Genomic DNA, 17,838 nt, shown 5'->3' with positions numbered 1-17,838 from the left:
GACCTGCCCGCTCACTGGAGCAGTGCGGCGGCCTTCACGGCCGTCACAGCGGTGTTGTAATTGTTGACGAGTTGCTGGACCGAGGCCGCCGACATGTCGAGCACCGGCTTCGGATAGATGCCGAACAGGATCGTCAGCGCGATCAGCGGGAACAGCGTCAAGCCCTCCCGGAAGGTGAGATCCTTCATGCTCGCCAGCGACGGCTTGACCAGCGCCCCGAACACGACCTTGCGGTAGAGCCACAGCGCGTAGCAGGCCGACAGGATCACGCCGAAGGTGGCGAAGAACGCGGTCGGGATCGAGACCTTGAAGGTACCGAGCAGCGTCATGAACTCGCCGACGAAGCCGGAGGTGCCGGGCAGGCCGACATTGGCCATGGTGAAGACCATGAAGGTCAGCGCGTAGAGCGGCATCCGGTTGACGAGGCCGCCATAGGCCGCGATCTCACGGGTGTGCATGCGGTCGTAGACGATGCCGACGCAGAGGAACAGCGCGCCGGAGACGATGCCGTGCGAGATCATCTGGAACACGCCGCCGGCGACACCCTGCATGGTACCGGCGAAAATGCCCATGGTGACGAAGCCCATATGCGCCACCGAGGAGTACGCAATCAGCTTCTTCATGTCCTCCTGCATCAGCGCCACCAACGAGGTGTAGATGATGGCGATGGCCGAAAGCGTGAAGACCAGCGGCGCGAAGTCGTGCGAAGCCAGCGGGAACATCGGCAGCGAGAAGCGCAGGAAGCCGTAGCCGCCCATCTTCAGAAGGATCGCGGCCAGGACCACCGAGCCTGCGGTCGGCGCCTCGACGTGGGCGTCGGGGAGCCAGGTGTGCACCGGCCACATCGGCATCTTCACCGCGAACGAGGCGAAGAAGGCGAGCCACGCCCAGGTCTGCAGCGAGCGCGGCACGGCGGTGTGCATCAGGGTCGGGATGTCGGTGGTGCCGCCGTTCCAGTACAGCGCCATGATCGCGAGCAGCATCAGCACCGAGCCGAGCAGCGTGTAGAGGAAGAACTTGAAAGATGCATAGACCCGGCGCGGACCGCCCCAGACGCCGATGATCAGGAACATCGGGATCAGGCCGCCTTCGAAGAACAGGTAGAACAGCACGAGATCGAGCGCCGAGAAGGTGCCGATCATCAGCGTTTCCAGGATCAGGAACGCCATCATGTATTCGCGGACGCGGTTGGTAATCGCCTTCCAGCTCGCGATGATGCAAAACGGCATGATGGCGGTGGTCAGGATCACCAGCGGCAACGAGATGCCGTCCACGCCCATGTGGTAGGTGATGCCGGTGGCAAGCCAGTTCGCCTTCTCGACGAACTGGAAGTCGGCGCTCGACGCATCGAACCGCATGACCAGGATCACCGACACAGCGAAGGTGATCAGCGTGGTCCACAGCGCGATCCAGCGCGAGTTGCGCCGGGCCGCCTCGTCGTCGCCACGGCTGAGATAGACGATCAGCGCGCCGACCAGCGGCAGGAACGTCGTGACGGATAGAATTGGCCAGGTCGTCATTTACTGGCCTCCAAAGCCGAACATGAACCAGGTGATCAGGCCGGCGGCACCGATCAGCATGGCGAACGCGTAGTGGTAGAGATAGCCGGTCTGGATTTTCACGACGTTGCGGGTGACGTCCAGCACGCGGGCTGAGACGCCATCGGGGCCGAGACCGTCGATGATGAAGCCGTCACCCTTCTTCCAGAGCTGATAGCCAATCCACTTCGCCGGACGGACGAAGATGATGTCGTAGAGCTCGTCGAAGTACCATTTGTTGAGCAGGAACTTGTACAGCATTGGCTGCGTGTTCGCGAGCTCGACCGGCAGATAAGGCCGGCGGATGTAGAACAGGTATGACACCAGGAAGCCCAGCACCATCATCACCGTCGGCAGGAAGGCGATGGTCTCGGGAATGTGGTGCATCTCCTCGATGATATGCGGGTTCATCTTCACGGACTCGCGGAAGAACTCCTCGATGCCGTGACCGGCGAACAGCTCCTTGAACGGGAAGCCGGCCAGGATGGAGCCGACCGCAAGCACACCGATCGGGATCAGCATCCAGATCGGCGCTTCATGCGCGGCCTCGTAGTGGTGCTCGTCATGCGGCTCGCCGTGGAAGGTCTTGAAGATGAGGCGCCACGAGTAGAACGAGGTCAGGCCGGCCGCGACGACCGTCATCAGGAAGCCGTACATCGCGAACGGATTGTGCGAGGCGTAGGCGGACTCGATGATCGCGTCCTTGGAGAAATAGCCCGCGGTCAGCGGGAATCCCGTGAGCGCGAGCGTGCCGACCACCATCACCGCGTAGGTGTATGGGATCTTGCGCCACAGGCCGCCCATGTTGCGGATGTCCTGCTCGTGATGCATCGCGTAGATCACCGAGCCGGAGCCCAAGAACAACAGCGCCTTGAAGAAGGCGTGCGTGAACAAATGGAACATGCCTACCGAATAGGCCCCTGCTCCCATCGCCACGAACATGTAGCCGAGCTGCGAACAGGTCGAGTAAGCGACGATGCGCTTGATGTCGTTCTGGACCAGGCCAATGGTCGCCGCGAAGAACGCCGTAGTGGCGCCGAAGAACATCACGACGGCCTGCGCGTTCGGCGCGAGTTCGAACAGCGGCGACAGGCGCGCCACCATGAAGACGCCGGCGGTGACCATGGTCGCGGCGTGGATCAGCGCCGACACCGGGGTCGGGCCTTCCATCGCGTCCGGCAGCCAGGTGTGCAGCAGGAACTGCGCCGATTTGCCCATCGCGCCCATGAACAGCAGCAGGCAGGTCAGGGTCAGCGCGTCGGCGTGCCAGCCGAGGAAGTCGATGGTCTTGCCGGTCAACCCGGGCGCAGCGTGGAAGATGGTCTCGAAATCGGTCGAGCCGGCCAGCAGGAAGATCGCGAAGATGCCGAGCGCGAAGCCGAAATCGCCGACACGGTTGACCACGAAGGCCTTGATGGCGGCGGCGTTCGCCGACGGCTTCTGGTACCAGAAACCGATCAGGAGGTAGCTTGCCAGACCCACGCCTTCCCAGCCGAAGAACAGCTGCACGAGGTTGTCGGCGGTCACCAGCATCAGCATGGCGAAGGTGAACAGCGAGAGATAGCCGAAGAAGCGCGGCCGGTTCGGATCCTCGTCCATGTAGCCGATGGAATAGAGGTGCACGAGCGAGGACACGGTGGTCACGACCACCAGCATCACGGCGGTGAGCGTGTCGACCCGCAGCGTCCAGTAGACCTGGAGATCGCCGGAGAGGATCCACGGCAGCAGCGGAATGCGCATGTCGTGGTGCATGAAGCCGACATCGACCAGCGTCATCCAGGACAGCGCCGCCGACACGAACAGCAACGCCGTGGTGATCAGCTCGGCAGCGCGCGAGCCCGCCGCGGGCGGCTTGGAGACGTGGTGGTCGTCGTGGCCATCTCCGGGTTCGTGATGAGTCTCGTGGACGACCGACGCATCCTCGTTGATCGTGTCCGACGCATGGGCGTGCGCGCCATGACCGTGATCATCGTGATGCTCGACCGTGTCGCCCGAGGGGTTGCGGGCATGCGCGCCGAACAGCGCGATCAGGCCAGCCAGAATGGCGCCCAGCAGAGGCAGGAAGACGATTGCCTGGACCATGATTTACTCTTTCCGCATGATCTGGTCGGAAAACCGGTGTCCACTTTTCCGGATCATGCGATCAGCCCTTCATCAGATTGACGTCCTCAACCGCGATCGAGCCGCGGTTGCGGAAATAGACCACCAGGATGGCGAGACCGATCGCGGCTTCAGCGGCCGCGACGGTGAGCACCAGGAGCGCGAAGACCTGCCCGACGATGTCGCCGAGGAAGGTCGAGAACGCCACGAGGTTGACGTTGACCGCGAGCAGGATCAGCTCGATCGACATCAGGATGACGATGATGTTCTTGCGGTTCAGGAAGATGCCGAGGATCCCGAGCGTGAACAGGATCGCGCCGACCGCAAGATAGTGTCCGAGCCCGATCGTCATTTCACCCACTCCGCCGCGTCAGAGTCCTGGAGCCCCTGCCCCGGCGCCACCTTGCGTATCGCCATCGCTATTTCGGGCGTGCGCGCGTTCTGAATGTTGATGTCCTGCCGCTTGACGCTCGCCTTGTGCCGCAGCGTCAGCACGATGGCGCCGATCATCGCGACCAGCAGCACCATGCCCGAGAGCTGGAAGTAGTGGATGTACTTGGTATAGAGCACCAGGCCGAGCGCCTCGGTATTGGAGACGTTGGTCGGGATCGCCGCCGTGATCGTCTTGGCGACGCCGGGGTTGATGACCCAGAAGCCGACCGTGAGCAGCAGCTCGAACAGGAAGATGCCGCCGATCACGAGGCCGACCGGCAGGTATTCGATGAAGCCCTCGCGCAGCTCGAGGAAGTCGACGTCGAGCATCATGATCACGAACAGGAACAGGACCGCGACCGCACCGACATAGACGACGATCAGGATCATCGCGAGGAATTCGGCGCCCATCAACACGAACAGACCGGAGGCGTTGACGAAGGCCAGGATCAGGTACAGCACCGAGTGCACGGGATTGCGCGAGACAATCACCATCACCGCCGAGGCGACACAGACGCCGGCGAACAGATAGAAGAACAGCGCGGGAAGGATCATGCTCTCATCTCACCGGTACGGCGCGTCGAGTTCGATCGCTTTCGCGATCTCGCGTTCCCAGCGGTCGCCATTGGCGAGCAGCTTGGCCTTGTCATAGAACAGTTCCTCGCGGGTCTCGGTCGCGAACTCGAAGTTCGGACCTTCGACGATGGCGTCGACCGGACAGGCTTCCTGGCAGAGGCCGCAATAGATGCACTTCACCATGTCGATGTCGTAGCGCACGGTGCGGCGGGTGCCGTCGTTGCGGCGCGGACCGGCCTCGATGGTGATGGCCTGGGCCGGGCAAACCGCTTCGCACAGCTTGCAGGCGATGCAGCGCTCTTCTCCGTTCGGATAGCGGCGCAGCGCATGCTCGCCGCGGAAGCGCGGGGAGATCGGGCCCTTCTCGAAGGGATAGTTCAGCGTCGGCTTCGGCTGGAAGAAATAGCGCATGGCGAGGAAGAACGCCGAGACGAATTCCGACAGCAGAAGCGAGCGTGCAGTGGCGTTGATGTTGATACCCATGACGGCCCTCACTTCGGCGCGATGTCGGCGAAGTGCAGCACACCGGCCACCACGATCACCATCGCCAGCGACAACGGCAGGAACACTTTCCAGCCGAGGCGCATCAGTTGATCGTAGCGGTAGCGCGGCACGATCGCCTTGGCCATCGCGAACAGGAAGAACATGAAGAACAGTTTCAGCGAGAACCAGATGATCCCCGGCACCCAGTTGAAGGGCGGCAGGTCCACCGGCGGCAGCCAGCCTCCGAGAAACAAGATCGTCGCCATCGCGCACATCGTGGCAATCGCGACATACTCGCCGAGCATGAACAGAAGATACGGCGTCGAGCCGTACTCGACCATGAAGCCGGCGACGAGCTCGGATTCTGCTTCGACGAGGTCGAACGGCGGGCGGTTGGTTTCAGCCAGCGCCGAGACGTAGAAGATCACGAACATCGGGAACAGCGGCCAGACGTACCAGTTCAGGATGGTGAGCTGCGGCAGCCCGATCAGGCTGGCGAGGCCGCGGACATGCTGCGCCTCGACCACGGCCGAGAGGTTCAGCGTGCCGGCGCAGAGCAGCACCGTGATGATGACGAAGCCGATCGAGACCTCGTAGGACACCATCTGCGCCGCCGAGCGCAGCGCCGCGAGGAACGGATATTTCGAGTTCGACGACCAGCCGGCCATGATGATGCCGTAGATCGACAGCGACGAGATCGCGAAGATGAAGAGAACGCCGACGTTGATGTCGGAGATCACCCAGCCGAGATTGGTAGGGATCACCGCCCAGGCCGCGAGCGCGAGCACGCACGAGACCAAGGGAGCAAGAAGAAACACGCCCTTGTTGGCGCCGGACGGGATGATCGGCTCCTTCAGCACGAACTTCAGGAGGTCGGCGAAGGATTGCAGCAGGCCCCAGGGACCAACCACGTTCGGGCCGCGGCGGATCTGCACCGCCGCCCAGATCTTGCGGTCGGCGAGCAGGATGTAGGCGATCGCCACCAGCAGAACGACCAGCACCAGGACGCTCTGCGCGATCATGATGATCAGCGGCCAGAGGAACCCGGTCCAGAATGCGCTTTCGAAGAATTCCATCGGCTCACTCCGCTGCGGTCAGCATCTGCCCGGAGGCAAGCCGCGAACATTCCGCCATCACGGCGGACGCACGCGCGATTGGGTTGGTCAAATAGAAGTCCTCGACAAGCGGCTTGAACGGGGCCTTCTCCGTCGTGCCGCCCTTCCCCGCGAGCTTCCTGATCTGGTCGGCCGAGCCGGGCTCGGTCTGGTCGAGACGGATCAGATGCGGCACCGCCTTGAAGATCGCCTGGCGCAGGGCCGAAAGCGAGTCATAGCCGAGCTTCTTGCCGAGCGCCTCCGACAGCGCGCGGATAATCGCCCAGTCCTCGCGGGCCTCGCCCGGCGGGAATGCGGCCCGTCCGGTCATTTGCACGCGGCCTTCGGTGTTGACGTAGATCGCGGACTTCTCGGTATAGGCGGCGGCCGGCAGGATCACGTCGGCGCGATGGGCGCCGCGGTCGCCGTGGGTGCCGATATAGACGACGAAGGTGCCGTCCGACGGCTTGATCTCGTCGGCGCCGAGCAGGAACAGCAGATCGAGCGTCCCGAACGTCGTCATCTGCGCCGCGTTCAGTCCGCCCTGACCGGCGACAAAGCCGATGTCGAGCGCCCCGACGCGCGAGGCGCTCTCATGCAGCACGCCAAAGCCGTTCCAGCCGTCCTTGAGCGCGCCGACATCGAGCGCGAGCTTAGCAGCGGCGGCGAGAATGGCGGCGCCGTCGTGGCGCGAGGCGGCGCCCGCACCGACCAGGATGATCGGGTTCTTGGCGTTCTTCAGCACATCCATGAAGGAGTGCTTGCCGGCCGCGAGCTCGCCCAGCGTGTCGGTGCCTGCGCCGAGATGGTCATAATCGTAGGTGAGGTCGGCCTTGGCGCCGATCACGCCGACCTTGAAGCCGCCGGCGCGCCAGCGCTTGCGGATGCGGGCGTTGAACACGGCCGCTTCTTTCCGCGGATTGGCGCCGATGATGAGCAGCGCATCGGCCTGCTCCACGCCGGCGAGCGTCGGATTGAAGATGTAGGAGCCGCGGCCGAGCGCGGGATCGAAGGCGTCGCCGCCCTGCACCGCCAGATTGGCCGAGCCGTATTTGGCCAGCAGATCCTTCAGCGCGAACATCTCTTCGACGCCGGCGAGGTCGCCCGCGATCGCGCCGATGCGCTTGCCGTCGGTGCGGGCCGCTTTCGCGGCGATCGCGGCAAAGGCCTCGGGCCAGTTCGCCGCGCGCAGCTTGCCGGCTTCGCGGATATAGGGCCGGTCGAGACGCTGGGTGCGCAGGCCGTCGACGACGTGACGGGTCTTGTCGGAGATCCACTCCTCGTTCACGGCCTCGTTGATGCGCGGCAGGATACGCATCACTTCGCGGCCGCGGGTGTCGACGCGGATCGCGGATCCCACGCCGTCCATCACGTCGATCGACTGGGTCTTGCCGAGCTCCCACGGGCGCGCGGCGAAAGCATAGGGCTTCGAGGTCAGCGCGCCGACCGGGCAGATGTCGACGAGATTGCCTTGCAATTCCGAGGTCAGCGCGTGCTCGAGATAGGTCGTGATCTCCATGTCCTCGCCGCGGCCGGTCGCACCCATTTCGGGGGCGCCGGCCACTTCCGCCGAGAAGCGGACGCAGCGGGTGCACTGGATGCAGCGGTTCATCGAGGTCTTGACCAGCGCGCCGAGATATTTGTCCTCGACCGCGCGCTTGTTCTCGGCGAAGCGGCTGGTGTCGACACCGTAGCCCATCGCCTGGTCCTGGAGGTCGCACTCGCCGCCCTGATCGCAGATCGGGCAATCCAGCGGATGGTTGATCAGAAGGAATTCCATCACGCCTTCGCGCGCCTTCTTCACCATCGGCGAACGGGTGGAGATCTCCGGCGGCTCGCCCTTGGGACCCGGACGGCAATCGCGCACGCCCCAGGCGCAGCTCGCGACCGGCTTCGGGCCGCCCTTCACCTCGACGAGGCACATCCGGCAATTGCCGGCGATCGACAGCCGCTCGTGATAGCAGAAGCGCGGAATCTCGGCGCCGGCCGCTTCGCACGCCTGGAGCAGCGTGTATTCGGCGGGGACATCGATCTCTTTACCGTCGATGATGAGCTTGGTCATTCTCTCTACTCCGCCGCGACCATGTTCATGGGATCGCGGACGCCGATATCGTCGATGTCGGACTTGTGCGAATATTGGTCGATGCGCGCTTCGATCTCATGACGGAAATGCGCGATCAGGCCCTGGATCGGCCACGCCGCCGCATCGCCGAGCGCGCAGATGGTGTGACCTTCGACCTGCTTGGTGACTTCCAGCAGCATGTCGATCTCGCGCTTGTGGGCGCGGCCTTCGGCCATGCGGGTCAAGACGCGCCACATCCAGCCGGTGCCTTCGCGGCACGGCGTGCACTGGCCGCAGCTCTCATGCTTGTAGAAATAGGAGATGCGGGCGATGGCGCGGATCAAATCGGTCGACTTGTCCATCACGATCACGGCCGCGGTGCCGAGACCCGAGCGCAGCTTGCTCAAGCTGTCGAAATCCATCGGCGTGTCGATGATCTGCTCGGCCGGCACCATGCGCACGGAGGAGCCGCCGGGGATCACGGCCTTGAGGTTGTCCCAACCACCGCGGATGCCGCCGCAATGCTTCTCGATCAGCTCACGGAACGGAATGCCCATGGCCTCTTCGACGTTGCAGGGCCGCTCGACATGGCCGGAGATGCAGAACAGCTTGGTGCCGACATTGTTCGGACGACCGATGCCGGCGAACCATGCCGCGCCACGGCGCAGGATGTCGGGCGCAACCGCGATCGACTCGACATTGTTGACGGTGGTCGGGCAGCCGTACAGGCCGACATTGGCCGGGAACGGCGGCTTCAGGCGCGGCTGGCCCTTCTTGCCTTCGAGGCTCTCGAGCAGCGCGGTTTCCTCGCCGCAGATATAGGCGCCGGCGCCGTGGGCGACGTAGATGTCGAAGGGCCAGCCGTTGACGTTGTCCTTGCCGACCAGCTTGGCCTCATAGGCCTGGTCGATCGCCGCCTGGAGATGCTCGCGCTCGCGGATGAACTCGCCGCGGACATAGATGTAGCAGGCATGCGCGTTCATCGCGCAGCTCGCGATCAGGCAGCCCTCGATCAGGAGATGCGGATCGTGCCGCATGATCTCGCGATCCTTGCAGGTGCCGGGCTCGGATTCGTCGGCATTGACGACGAGATAGCTCGGCCTTCCGTCGGTCGACTCCTTCGGCATAAACGACCATTTCAGGCCGGTCGGGAAGCCGGCGCCACCGCGGCCGCGCAGCCCCGACGCCTTCATCTCGTTGATGATCCAGTCACGGCCCTTGTCGATGATGTTCTTCGTACCATCCCAGGCGCCGCGGCGCCGCGCGCCCTCGAGGCCCCAATCGTGGAGGCCGTAGAGGTTCTTGAAGATGCGGTCCTTGTCCTCGAGCATGTCAGTGCTTTCCGATCAACGGTTGGCTTGCTTGTAGGCAAGCCCGGCGGCGCAGACGGCGAAGGTCAGCGCCCAGAGCAGACTGGATTCCAGCGACGCGTTCAGTGCGAAGCGCTGAAGCAGGAAAATGAATGTGGCCGCCACGGCGGAATGCATTGCGACGAAGCCCCACTTCTTCACAACACTGCTCCCATCAACTGGCGGTGAGAGATCACGCATCAGGTGATTTCCTTCAGCGTGGTCGGCCCACCGGTCGGCGCCGAAAACTGGCGGCCGTTCTGCGGACCGGGCTTGGGCGGATTGCCCGAGGCAAAGCCATCGAGCACCTTGCCGAAGCTTTCCTTCGTCAGATCCTCATATGTGTCCTTGCCGATCAGCACCATCGGCGCATTCACGCAGGCACCGAGGCACTCCACCTCTTCCCAGCTGAAATTGCCGTCCTTGGAGAGATGGAAGGGCTCGTGATGAATGCGGTGCTCGCAGACGTGGATCAGATCCTCAGCGCCGCGCAGGCGACACGGCGTGGTGCCGCAGACCTGGACGTGGGCCTTCTTGCCGACCGGGGCGAGCTGGAACATCGTGTAGAAGGTCGCGACCTCGAGCACGCGGATATAGGGCATGTCGAGCATGTCGGCGATGACGCGGATCGCGGCTTCCGAGACCCAGCCGTCGTGCTGCTCCTGCGCCCGCCAGAGGATGGCGATGACGGCCGAAGCCTGGCGTCCGGCCGGATATTTCGCGATCTGCTGCTTGGCGAACGCGAGGTTCTCCTCCGTGAACGCAAAGCTCGCGGGCTGGACTTCCTTCGATGCTAATCGGCGAACGGACATCTCTTCAATCTCTCACTGCACGCGGCGCGCTGTTTTCGCATTCAGGGCATTGATCCTGTCCTGCCAGAATGCGCTTGCGGTGCCGAAAACATTGTAGCCGACGTGGGTGGAGACCTTGATGCGGTCGAGGATCGACAGCTCGGTCACCGTTTCCATACGTCGGGTGCTGGGATCGTAGACGATCAGCTTCAGCGGGGTGTGTTCGAGGATGTAGCGCGAGACCGCGTGCGAACGGTCGCTGCCGTGCTCCTCGCACATGACGACGCTGTCGGCCTGGAGCAGCCGGGCGCCGCCCTTGATCGCCTCGATCTCGACGCCCTCGACGTCGAGCTTGATCAGGTACTTGCCGGTGCCTGCGATCTTGCCGTCGTCGATCAGATTGTCGAGCGCAATGACCGGCACGTCCTCGCCGCCCGCCGACGCATCGCCGGCGATGCTGAAGGCCTCGTGCTTGGTGCCTGACAGGCGCGCGATGCCACGGGCCGCGCCGATCGCGCATTTCATGGTCTCGAAGCGGCTGCCATTGATGCGGGCGTTGTTGGCGAGCTTCGGATAGTTCTGCCCCGACGGCTCGATCGCGATCGCCTTGTGCGAGCCGAACGGCTTGCTCGACACCAGCACCGACCAATAGCCGTAATTCGCGCCGCAATCGAGCAGCGTGTAGTCGACGTCGATGGAATCGGCGAACAACAGCTCCAGCTCGTCCTCGTAATTGTAGGAGCGGTTGAGCAGCTTGCTCCAATAGCCGTCGCCGTAGGGAAATTCGAACACGGCGTCGGGGTTGAGCTTGATCGCGATATTGCGCTCGGGCAGCGTCTTGCGCAGCAGATTGGCGCAGGCGATGTAGCCCATATGCGAGAAGTGCGACGAGATCTTCGATCCCGTCACCAGCGCCAAGGCAGCCGTCCGCTCCCACAGGTTGGCCCCTTCAAGGGCCCCCGAGGCACGGTCAAACTGGATCGGCGCCTGCGCCATCACCGATCGACCTCTCCGAACACGATGTCGAGCGAGCCGAGGATCGCCGAGACGTCGGCGAGCAGATGACCGCGGCAGATGTGGTCCATCGCCTGCAGATGCGCAAAGCCGGGCGCGCGGATCTTGCACTTGTAGGGCTTGTTGGTGCCGTCCGAGATCAGAAAGACGCCGAACTCGCCCTTCGGCGCCTCGACCGCGGCGTAGACCTCGCCGGCGGGCACGTGGACGCCTTCGGTGTAGAGCTTGAAGTGGTGGATCAGCGCTTCCATCGAGCGCTTCATCTCGCCACGGCGCGGCGGCGCGACCTTGTTGTCCTCGACGACGACGGGACCCTTCCCGTCGGCCGCGTTCAGCTTCTGGATGCACTGCTTCATGATGCGCACGGACTGGCGCATCTCTTCCATGCGGATCAGATAGCGGTCATAGCAGTCGCCGTTCTTGCCGATCGGGATATCGAAATCCATCTCGGCGTAGCATTCATAGGGCTGCGACTTGCGCAGATCCCAGGCCGCGCCCGAGCCGCGCACCATCACGCCCGAGAAGCCCCACTCCCAAGCTTCCTTCAGCGACACGACGCCGATGTCGACGTTGCGCTGCTTGAAGATGCGGTTGGCGGTGAGCAGCCGGTCGAGATCTTCGACCACTTTCAGGAACGGATCGCACCAGGCGTCGATGTCGTCGACCAGCTTCTGCGGCAGGTCCTGATGCACGCCGCCGACGCGGAAATAGGCTGCGTGCATGCGACTGCCGGAGGCGCGCTCGTAGAACACCATCAGCTTTTCGCGCTCTTCAAAGCCCCACAGCGGCGGGGTCAGCGCGCCGACGTCCATCGCCTGCGTGGTGACGTTGAGCAAATGCGACAGGATGCGGCCGATCTCGCAATAGAGCACGCGGATCAGCTGCGCGCGGCGCGGCACCTCGATGCCGAGCAGCTTTTCTGCAGCCATGCAGAAGGCGTGCTCCTGGTTCATCGGCGCGACGTAGTCCAGGCGGTCGAAATAAGGGATCGCCTGCAGATAGGTCTTCTGCTCGATCAGCTTTTCGGTGCCGCGGTGAAGCAGGCCGATATGCGGGTCGACGCGGGCGACGACTTCGCCGTCAAGCTCCAGCACCAGGCGCAGCACGCCGTGCGCCGCCGGATGCTGCGGACCGAAGTTGATGGTGAAGTTGCGAAGGACTTCGGGTTGCTCGTTCATGATCAGACCTTCGGCCCTGCTTTTTCATCCCCTGGAAGGACCGGATAGTCGGCGCCCTCCCACGGGGACAAAAAGTCGAACTTGCGGAATTCCTGGTTGAGCCTGACCGGCTCGTACACCACCCGCTTCTCCTGGTCGTCGTAGCGGACCTCGAGGAAGCCGGTGGTCGGGAAGTCCTTGCGCAGCGGATGACCCTCGAAGCCGTAATCGGTCAGGAGGCGGCGCATGTCGGGATGACCGACGAAGATCACGCCATAGAGGTCGTAGGCTTCGCGCTCGAACCAGTCGGCCCCGGGAAACACCTCGATCAGCGACGGCACCTGCGTGGTCTCGTCCGCCTGGGCCTTGAGCCGGATCCGCGCGTTCAAGGTCGGTGACAGGAAGTGATAGATCACGTCGAAGCGTTTTTCGCGCGACGGATAATCCGCGGCCGTGATGTCGGTGAAGTTGATGAAGCGGCAGCTCGGGTCGTCGCGGAGGTACTTGACCACCTCGACGATTTTGCTGACCTCGACATCCACCGTGAGTTGGTTGAAGGCCACCGAATGACCGATGGCGGCGCCCGGAAGGGCGCTAACGATCGTCTGCCCCAGGGCGTCGAGCTTGGCGTCGTCCATGACGTAAAACCTTAGCGTTCGATTGTGCCGGTGCGGCGGATCTTCTTCTGCAGCAGCAGCACGCCGTAGAGCAGCGCTTCCGCCGTGGGCGGGCAGCCCGGCACATAGATGTCGATCGGCACGATGCGGTCGCAACCGCGCACGACCGAGTAGGAATAGTGATAATAGCCGCCGCCGTTGGCGCAGGAGCCCATCGAGATGACGTAGCGCGGCTCGGGCATCTGGTCGTAGACCTTGCGCAACGCAGGCGCCATCTTGTTGGTCAGGGTCCCCGCGACGATCATCACGTCCGACTGACGCGGTGAAGCGCGCGGCGCGAAGCCGAAGCGCTCGACGTCGTAGCGCGGCATCGAGACCTGCATCATCTCGACCGCGCAGCAGGCGAGACCGAAGGTCATCCACATCAGCGAGCCGGTGCGCGCCCAGGTGATGAGGTCGTCGGTCGCGGCCACGAAGAAGCCCTTGTCGGACAGTTCCGAATTGACCTCGAGGAAGAACGGATCATTGGCCCCGACCGGCTTGCCGGTCGACGGGTCCAGGATGCCCTTGGGGGCCGGCGCGAGAACCGGACCGGCGGACGACGTAGGGGTCAATCCCATTCCAGTGCGCCTTTCTTCCATTCATAGGCGAACCCGACCGTCAGCACGGCGAGGAACACCACCATGGACCAGAAGCCGGTCGCGCCAAGCTTGCCGAACGCCACCGCCCAGGGAAACAGGAACGCCACCTCGAGGTCGAAGATGATGAAGAGGATGGCGACGAGATAGAAGCGGACGTCGAACTTCATGCGGGCGTCGTCGAAGGCGTTGAAACCGCACTCATACGCCGACAGCTTTTCCGGGTCCGGCTGCTGGAACGCCACGATGAACGGCGCGATCAGCAGCACCAGGCCAATGAGGCCCGCTACCCCTATGAAGACGACGAGTGGAAGATAGTTCTGCAGAATGCCGCTCATTGACGAGCCCTTTTTCCCGCAGCCTCGGGACAGCCACGGATTCGTCCAGTTTGGAATTGTTCTGAGCCTTAGCGCAGTGCACCAATGGGCGCAAGACACGCTCTTTTTAGGCCCTTTGTCGCCCTCAGAACGGTGGAAATCCCGGAATCACCCCGCGGCTGGTATGGAGCAGATCGACAGCCCCAGCAAGGGCGCCCCGATCAGTCCACACGCGCTGGGCCGTGACGTCCGTGGTTGGGAAGGCTCACCTTATCTAGGCCGCGACGCTGCAAAGTCCAGATTATAACGAGGCAAGCGCGCCCATTATCGGGCGAGCGACCCGGGAGCCATGCATCACGATCGGACCTGGGCTCGTCTGGCGAATGTGTCGGGCAGGAGGCCCACTTCGCCCCAGCGGAAAATGGGTGGCGAGCGCGGCGGCGACGTGGCTGGGTCGTCGCGCGCCGCGCTCGCATGAGCTTCGGGCCGGGGGGCATGACCCGCGAGCTCATCGATCTCGTGGTGGAAGCCGGCGACGGGCCGGTCAGGCTCTCACGATGGCCTTCCCTCGCCTGTTCTCGTCATTTGCCTCACCATTTGTAGGAGACGCTGGCGGTGACGCGCCGGCGGTCGCCGTAGAAGCAGGATGACGCCGCCGCGCAGCTCGCGACGTAGATCTTGTCGGTCAGGTTGATCACGTTCAGCGCGGTGCGCCAGTTCTGCCATTCATAGTGGAACGCGAGATCGCCGAGCACGACCGCGGGAACCTCGAGGGTATTGGCGGTATCCGCCCACGACGAACCGATATAGCGGAGACCGCCGCCGAAGCCGAACCCCGCGAGTGGCCCGTCCTTGAAGGTGTAGTCCGCCCAGCCGGACACCAGGAGCTCAGGCGTGTTGGTCGGGGTCTTGCCGACCAAAGACGGGTCCAGATCCCTGCTGTTGAACAAATGGTAGGCCGTGAACGAGCCGATCAGCTTCAGCTCACGCGTGGCGTTCGCCACCGCTTCGAGCTCGATGCCGCGCGAGGTCACCTCGCCGGTCTGGTTCTGCAAGGTCGTGACGACAGGATCGGTCGTTGCCACATGCTGACGTTTCAAGTCGAACACCGAAGCGGTGAAGTAGCCGTCAAATCCCCGCGGCGCGACCTTCACGCCGATTTCCGTCTGCTGGCCGGTCTCCGGCAGGAACAGCTGGTTTTGCGCGTTGAGGCCGATGATCGGATTGTAGCTCGTGGCGTAGGACACATAGGGCGCGATGCCGTTGTCGAAATTGTAGATCAGCCCGGCGCGCCCGCTGAACCTGCTGTCGTCGCGGCTGGCAAGCGTGGCGCCGGTATCACGGGCAGCCTGCGTCGTCTCGACCCAATCGTTGCGGCCGCTCAGCACCAGCGTGAAGTTGCCGAGCTTCATCTGGTCCTGAAGATAGGTGCCGGCCTGCTTCTGCGTGATCTGGAAGTTGCGGAACGGTGCGCCCGTCAACGGAATGTCAAACCCGTAGGCGGGATTGAAGACGTTGATCGAAGGGACGGTGCCGAAGTTGAAAGCCTGATAATCGTCGATCTGGTAGCCCTTCAAATCGACCCCGAACAGCATCGTATGCCGCACCGCGCCGGTGTTGAAGCGGTACTCCAGCTGATTGTCGAGATTGGCCTGGTTGGCGGTGTTCTTCGCATACCAATTATAGCGACCGAGACTGGCCGTGTTGATGTCAGCCCAATTATTGCCGACATAGCCGCGATAGGTCACATCGACATGGGCAAAGCGCGCATTCTGCCGGAACGTCAAATCGTCGGTGAGATTGCGCTCGAACTGATAGCCAAGCATCTCCTGCTCGCGCGTGAACTTGTCGACGCTGGGATCGCCAGCGAAAAAGCTGGTCGGGATCTTGCCGAACCGAGCGTTGGTCACCGTGCCCTCATAGGGCAGGAAGTTGATGCCACGGGTTTCCTGCCGGGAAGCTGAAGCCAGTACCGTGAACCTCGTGTCGGCGTCCGGCTTCCAGGTCACCGACGGCGCGATGAAGTAGTTGTTGTCCGGCGTGAAATTGACCTGCGTGGGGCCGTTCTGGACCTGACCGACGACGCGGTAGAACAGCTTGCCGTTCTCGTGGCTCGTTGCGACCGGACCGGCAACATCGAAGCCGACATAGGCGTTGCCGAAATTGTTGACGCCGGTCTCGATGAAACGGACGGGCTCCGCCGGCGGCATCTTGCTGATGACGTTGACGATGCCGCTCGGGCTCGATCCGCCATAGAGCACGGCCGATGGACCGCGCAGCACCTCGACGCGCTCCATGTTGGGCGTCTGGAGCTTCCAGCTCGCATAGGAGGTGTAGAACAGCTGCATGCCGTCGAGAAACAGTCCGACGTCGTCGGACTTAAAGCCGCGGATCAGCCACCAGTCGTTGCGCGTGTCCGCGCCGAAGGTCCCGGCGCGAACTCCACCAGTATAGCGCAGGACCTCGTCGAGCTTGTTCGCCTTCTGGTCGCGAATCTGCTCCGCGCCGATCACCGACACCGCCTGCGGCGTCTCCATGATCGGCGTGTTGGTCTTGGTGCCGGACGAGCTGCGGCCGGCGACGTAGCCGTGCACCGGGCCGAGCGGGGTCTCGACGAAACCGACATTGCGCGGCGGCTGCGGCCTGTTTCGGTTGGCGGTCTGCTGGGACGATCGCGGCGCACGGCGCTGCACGGAGATGGCTCGTCGGCGCGCTTCCGGCGCGGTGACGGTCACCGACGGAATGTTCTGCGCGCCAATCTGCGCAGGAGATTGTGCAAGCGATGCCTGCGGCAGCAAAACCCAAGCGGATGCGGTCGCCAACATGGCCGACCGCAGCATTCCAAGACTGTTCACGCGCAACCCCAAAACTGCGTGTTCTGATGGCACATGCTGTCGGCCCATGACGGCATGCGCTTGCGGTGACGCTTAGGGCAGCGCGCGCGAATTCCCTAATTGAAAGCCTCTTAGAAGGAGTCTTAAAAACGGTCTTGGAAGCGATCCAACATGTTCCCGGATTGCCGAAACGTCAGCGCGAAATCTTCTCGCTCTCAAGCATCTCGGCGGCGATTGCCGTCAATTGATCGACCTGCTGCAGCAGCGTCTCGAACTCGGCTTCGCTCAGATGTTCGCGCAAACGCCGATTGCGCTCCTGCGCACCGGCGACGATCGCATCGTGCGCCGCGAGGCCCGTTGCGGTCAGCGAGACCAGCACCTCGCGGCTATCCTTCGGGTTCGCCGATTTCGCGATCAGCTTGCGCGACACGAGTTCCGCAAGCGCGCGGCTGATCTGCCCCTTGTCCTGGCCGACGGCTTCCGCGAGCCGCGCCACGCTCATCGGCGGCCGCCGGCCAAGCGAGGCGACCAGGCCGAACTCGACCGATGACAATCCGGCGAGACGCTTGTAGCGCAGGATGGCGCCGCGCTTGAGCAAATTGGCCAGCACCATCAGCCGCGACGACAGCATGACGGTGATCGGCGCCAGCGACTGACTTTCGTCCGCATCGGACGATGTGCGCCCGTCCCTGCCTGATGTCTGGCTCATGGTCCACCTCTGCCAAGAAAGCCGCGGCGTGCCAAGTCTTGGTAGCGCGACCTCCCCAGCCTGATCCGAATGCGATTAAGAGGCATTTGGAAATCGTTGACATTGTCATCGATCTAATCTTCACTTG

General features: G+C 63.4%; 17 protein-coding genes. All 17 read right to left on the bottom strand.

All coding sequences use genetic code 11. The annotated features are described in order from the left end of the window. Positions 1 to 11 precede the first annotated feature (11 nt). The 17 genes from IVA93_RS17385 to IVA93_RS17305 all read right to left on the bottom strand — a co-directional run bounded on the left by IVA93_RS17385 (position 12) and on the right by IVA93_RS17305 (position 17,711). Positions 12 to 1,520, bottom strand: a complete 1,509-nt coding sequence (locus IVA93_RS17385; RefSeq protein ID WP_018455082.1) for an NADH-quinone oxidoreductase subunit M — start codon at positions 1,518 to 1,520, stop codon at positions 12 to 14. After that, complete coding sequence (nuoL, locus tag IVA93_RS17380) at positions 1,521 to 3,620, bottom strand: NADH-quinone oxidoreductase subunit L (protein WP_018455083.1); 2,100 nt, start codon at positions 3,618 to 3,620, stop codon at positions 1,521 to 1,523. Positions 3,621 to 3,681: 61 nt separating this feature from the next. Then, on the bottom strand, positions 3,682 to 3,990 hold the full coding sequence (gene nuoK / locus IVA93_RS17375; protein WP_007603558.1) for an NADH-quinone oxidoreductase subunit NuoK: 309 nt from the start codon (positions 3,988 to 3,990) through the stop codon (positions 3,682 to 3,684). Next, positions 3,987 to 4,625, bottom strand: coding sequence for an NADH-quinone oxidoreductase subunit J (locus IVA93_RS17370; RefSeq protein ID WP_018455084.1), 639 nt, complete (start codon positions 4,623 to 4,625; stop codon positions 3,987 to 3,989). The genes nuoK and IVA93_RS17370 overlap by 4 nt, the downstream gene beginning before the upstream one ends. Positions 4,626 to 4,634: 9 nt before the next feature. Continuing rightward, complete coding sequence (gene nuoI / locus IVA93_RS17365) at positions 4,635 to 5,123, bottom strand: NADH-quinone oxidoreductase subunit NuoI (protein WP_026232873.1); 489 nt, start codon at positions 5,121 to 5,123, stop codon at positions 4,635 to 4,637. A 14-nt stretch (positions 5,124 to 5,137) separates the two neighbouring features. Then, positions 5,138 to 6,205: an NADH-quinone oxidoreductase subunit NuoH gene (nuoH, locus tag IVA93_RS17360; RefSeq protein WP_018455085.1), complete on the bottom strand. Its 1,068-nt coding sequence runs from the start codon at positions 6,203 to 6,205 to the stop codon at positions 5,138 to 5,140. A gap of 4 nt (positions 6,206 to 6,209) precedes the next feature. Then, positions 6,210 to 8,285 (bottom strand): NADH-quinone oxidoreductase subunit NuoG, encoded by a 2,076-nt coding sequence (nuoG, locus tag IVA93_RS17355; protein WP_018455086.1) that lies wholly within the window; start codon positions 8,283 to 8,285, stop codon positions 6,210 to 6,212. A 5-nt stretch (positions 8,286 to 8,290) separates the two neighbouring features. After that, positions 8,291 to 9,616: an NADH-quinone oxidoreductase subunit NuoF gene (gene nuoF, locus IVA93_RS17350; protein WP_247370261.1), complete on the bottom strand. Its 1,326-nt coding sequence runs from the start codon at positions 9,614 to 9,616 to the stop codon at positions 8,291 to 8,293. A gap of 15 nt (positions 9,617 to 9,631) precedes the next feature. Further along, positions 9,632 to 9,835 (bottom strand): hypothetical protein, encoded by a 204-nt coding sequence (locus tag IVA93_RS17345; protein ID WP_247370260.1) that lies wholly within the window; start codon positions 9,833 to 9,835, stop codon positions 9,632 to 9,634. After that, positions 9,835 to 10,446, bottom strand: a complete 612-nt coding sequence (gene nuoE / locus IVA93_RS17340) for an NADH-quinone oxidoreductase subunit NuoE (RefSeq protein WP_247370258.1) — start codon at positions 10,444 to 10,446, stop codon at positions 9,835 to 9,837. Before nuoE ends, IVA93_RS17345 begins: the two co-directional genes overlap by 1 nt. A 12-nt stretch (positions 10,447 to 10,458) precedes the next feature. Then, complete coding sequence (locus tag IVA93_RS17335) at positions 10,459 to 11,421, bottom strand: FkbM family methyltransferase (RefSeq protein ID WP_247370256.1); 963 nt, start codon at positions 11,419 to 11,421, stop codon at positions 10,459 to 10,461. Continuing rightward, the gene (locus IVA93_RS17330; protein WP_018455091.1) at positions 11,421 to 12,617 is read right to left on the bottom strand and encodes an NADH-quinone oxidoreductase subunit D; all 1,197 of its coding nucleotides are present in this window, start codon (positions 12,615 to 12,617) and stop codon (positions 11,421 to 11,423) included. Before IVA93_RS17330 ends, IVA93_RS17335 begins: the two co-directional genes overlap by 1 nt. Positions 12,618 to 12,619: 2 nt before the next feature. Then, on the bottom strand, positions 12,620 to 13,234 hold the full coding sequence (locus IVA93_RS17325) for an NADH-quinone oxidoreductase subunit C (RefSeq protein WP_085384778.1): 615 nt from the start codon (positions 13,232 to 13,234) through the stop codon (positions 12,620 to 12,622). Between the two features lie 11 nt (positions 13,235 to 13,245). Next, positions 13,246 to 13,827 (bottom strand): NuoB/complex I 20 kDa subunit family protein, encoded by a 582-nt coding sequence (locus IVA93_RS17320; protein WP_026232875.1) that lies wholly within the window; start codon positions 13,825 to 13,827, stop codon positions 13,246 to 13,248. Then, positions 13,824 to 14,189, bottom strand: coding sequence for an NADH-quinone oxidoreductase subunit A (locus IVA93_RS17315; protein WP_008136158.1), 366 nt, complete (start codon positions 14,187 to 14,189; stop codon positions 13,824 to 13,826). The genes IVA93_RS17320 and IVA93_RS17315 overlap by 4 nt, the downstream gene beginning before the upstream one ends. A 569-nt stretch (positions 14,190 to 14,758) precedes the next feature. Further along, entirely contained in the window at positions 14,759 to 17,008 is a 2,250-nt protein-coding gene (locus tag IVA93_RS17310; protein WP_247395102.1) for a TonB-dependent siderophore receptor, read from the bottom strand. A 187-nt stretch (positions 17,009 to 17,195) separates the two neighbouring features. Continuing rightward, positions 17,196 to 17,711, bottom strand: coding sequence for a MarR family winged helix-turn-helix transcriptional regulator (locus IVA93_RS17305; protein WP_018455095.1), 516 nt, complete (start codon positions 17,709 to 17,711; stop codon positions 17,196 to 17,198). Positions 17,712 to 17,838 lie beyond the last annotated feature (127 nt).

This window comes from Bradyrhizobium sp. 155 (genome assembly GCF_023101105.1).
Lineage (GTDB): Bacteria > Pseudomonadota > Alphaproteobacteria > Rhizobiales > Xanthobacteraceae > Bradyrhizobium > Bradyrhizobium canariense_D.
Note: the sequence above shows the minus strand (reverse complement) of the source record. Positions and strands in the feature narration are given on the sequence as shown.

Bases quoted from the DNA above. Each gene is read 5' to 3' on its own strand.
- IVA93_RS17385 (WP_018455082.1), bottom strand. From the start codon at position 1,520: ATGACGACCTGGCCAATTCTATCCGTCACGACGTTCCTGCCGCTGGTC.
- nuoL (WP_018455083.1), bottom strand. From the start codon at position 3,620: ATGGTCCAGGCAATCGTCTTCCTGCCTCTGCTGGGCGCCATTCTGGCT.
- nuoK (WP_007603558.1), bottom strand. From the start codon at position 3,990: ATGACGATCGGGCTCGGACACTATCTTGCGGTCGGCGCGATCCTGTTC.
- IVA93_RS17370 (WP_018455084.1), bottom strand. From the start codon at position 4,625: ATGATCCTTCCCGCGCTGTTCTTCTATCTGTTCGCCGGCGTCTGTGTC.
- nuoH (WP_018455085.1), bottom strand. From the start codon at position 6,205: ATGGAATTCTTCGAAAGCGCATTCTGGACCGGGTTCCTCTGGCCGCTG.
- nuoG (WP_018455086.1), bottom strand. From the start codon at position 8,285: ATGACCAAGCTCATCATCGACGGTAAAGAGATCGATGTCCCCGCCGAA.
- nuoF (WP_247370261.1), bottom strand. From the start codon at position 9,616: ATGCTCGAGGACAAGGACCGCATCTTCAAGAACCTCTACGGCCTCCAC.
- IVA93_RS17345 (WP_247370260.1), bottom strand. From the start codon at position 9,835: ATGCGTGATCTCTCACCGCCAGTTGATGGGAGCAGTGTTGTGAAGAAG.
- nuoE (WP_247370258.1), bottom strand. From the start codon at position 10,446: ATGTCCGTTCGCCGATTAGCATCGAAGGAAGTCCAGCCCGCGAGCTTT.
- IVA93_RS17335 (WP_247370256.1), bottom strand. From the start codon at position 11,421: ATGGCGCAGGCGCCGATCCAGTTTGACCGTGCCTCGGGGGCCCTTGAA.
- IVA93_RS17330 (WP_018455091.1), bottom strand. From the start codon at position 12,617: ATGAACGAGCAACCCGAAGTCCTTCGCAACTTCACCATCAACTTCGGT.
- IVA93_RS17325 (WP_085384778.1), bottom strand. From the start codon at position 13,234: ATGGACGACGCCAAGCTCGACGCCCTGGGGCAGACGATCGTTAGCGCC.
- IVA93_RS17315 (WP_008136158.1), bottom strand. From the start codon at position 14,189: ATGAGCGGCATTCTGCAGAACTATCTTCCACTCGTCGTCTTCATAGGG.
- IVA93_RS17310 (WP_247395102.1), bottom strand. From the start codon at position 17,008: ATGCTGCGGTCGGCCATGTTGGCGACCGCATCCGCTTGGGTTTTGCTG.
- IVA93_RS17305 (WP_018455095.1), bottom strand. From the start codon at position 17,711: ATGAGCCAGACATCAGGCAGGGACGGGCGCACATCGTCCGATGCGGAC.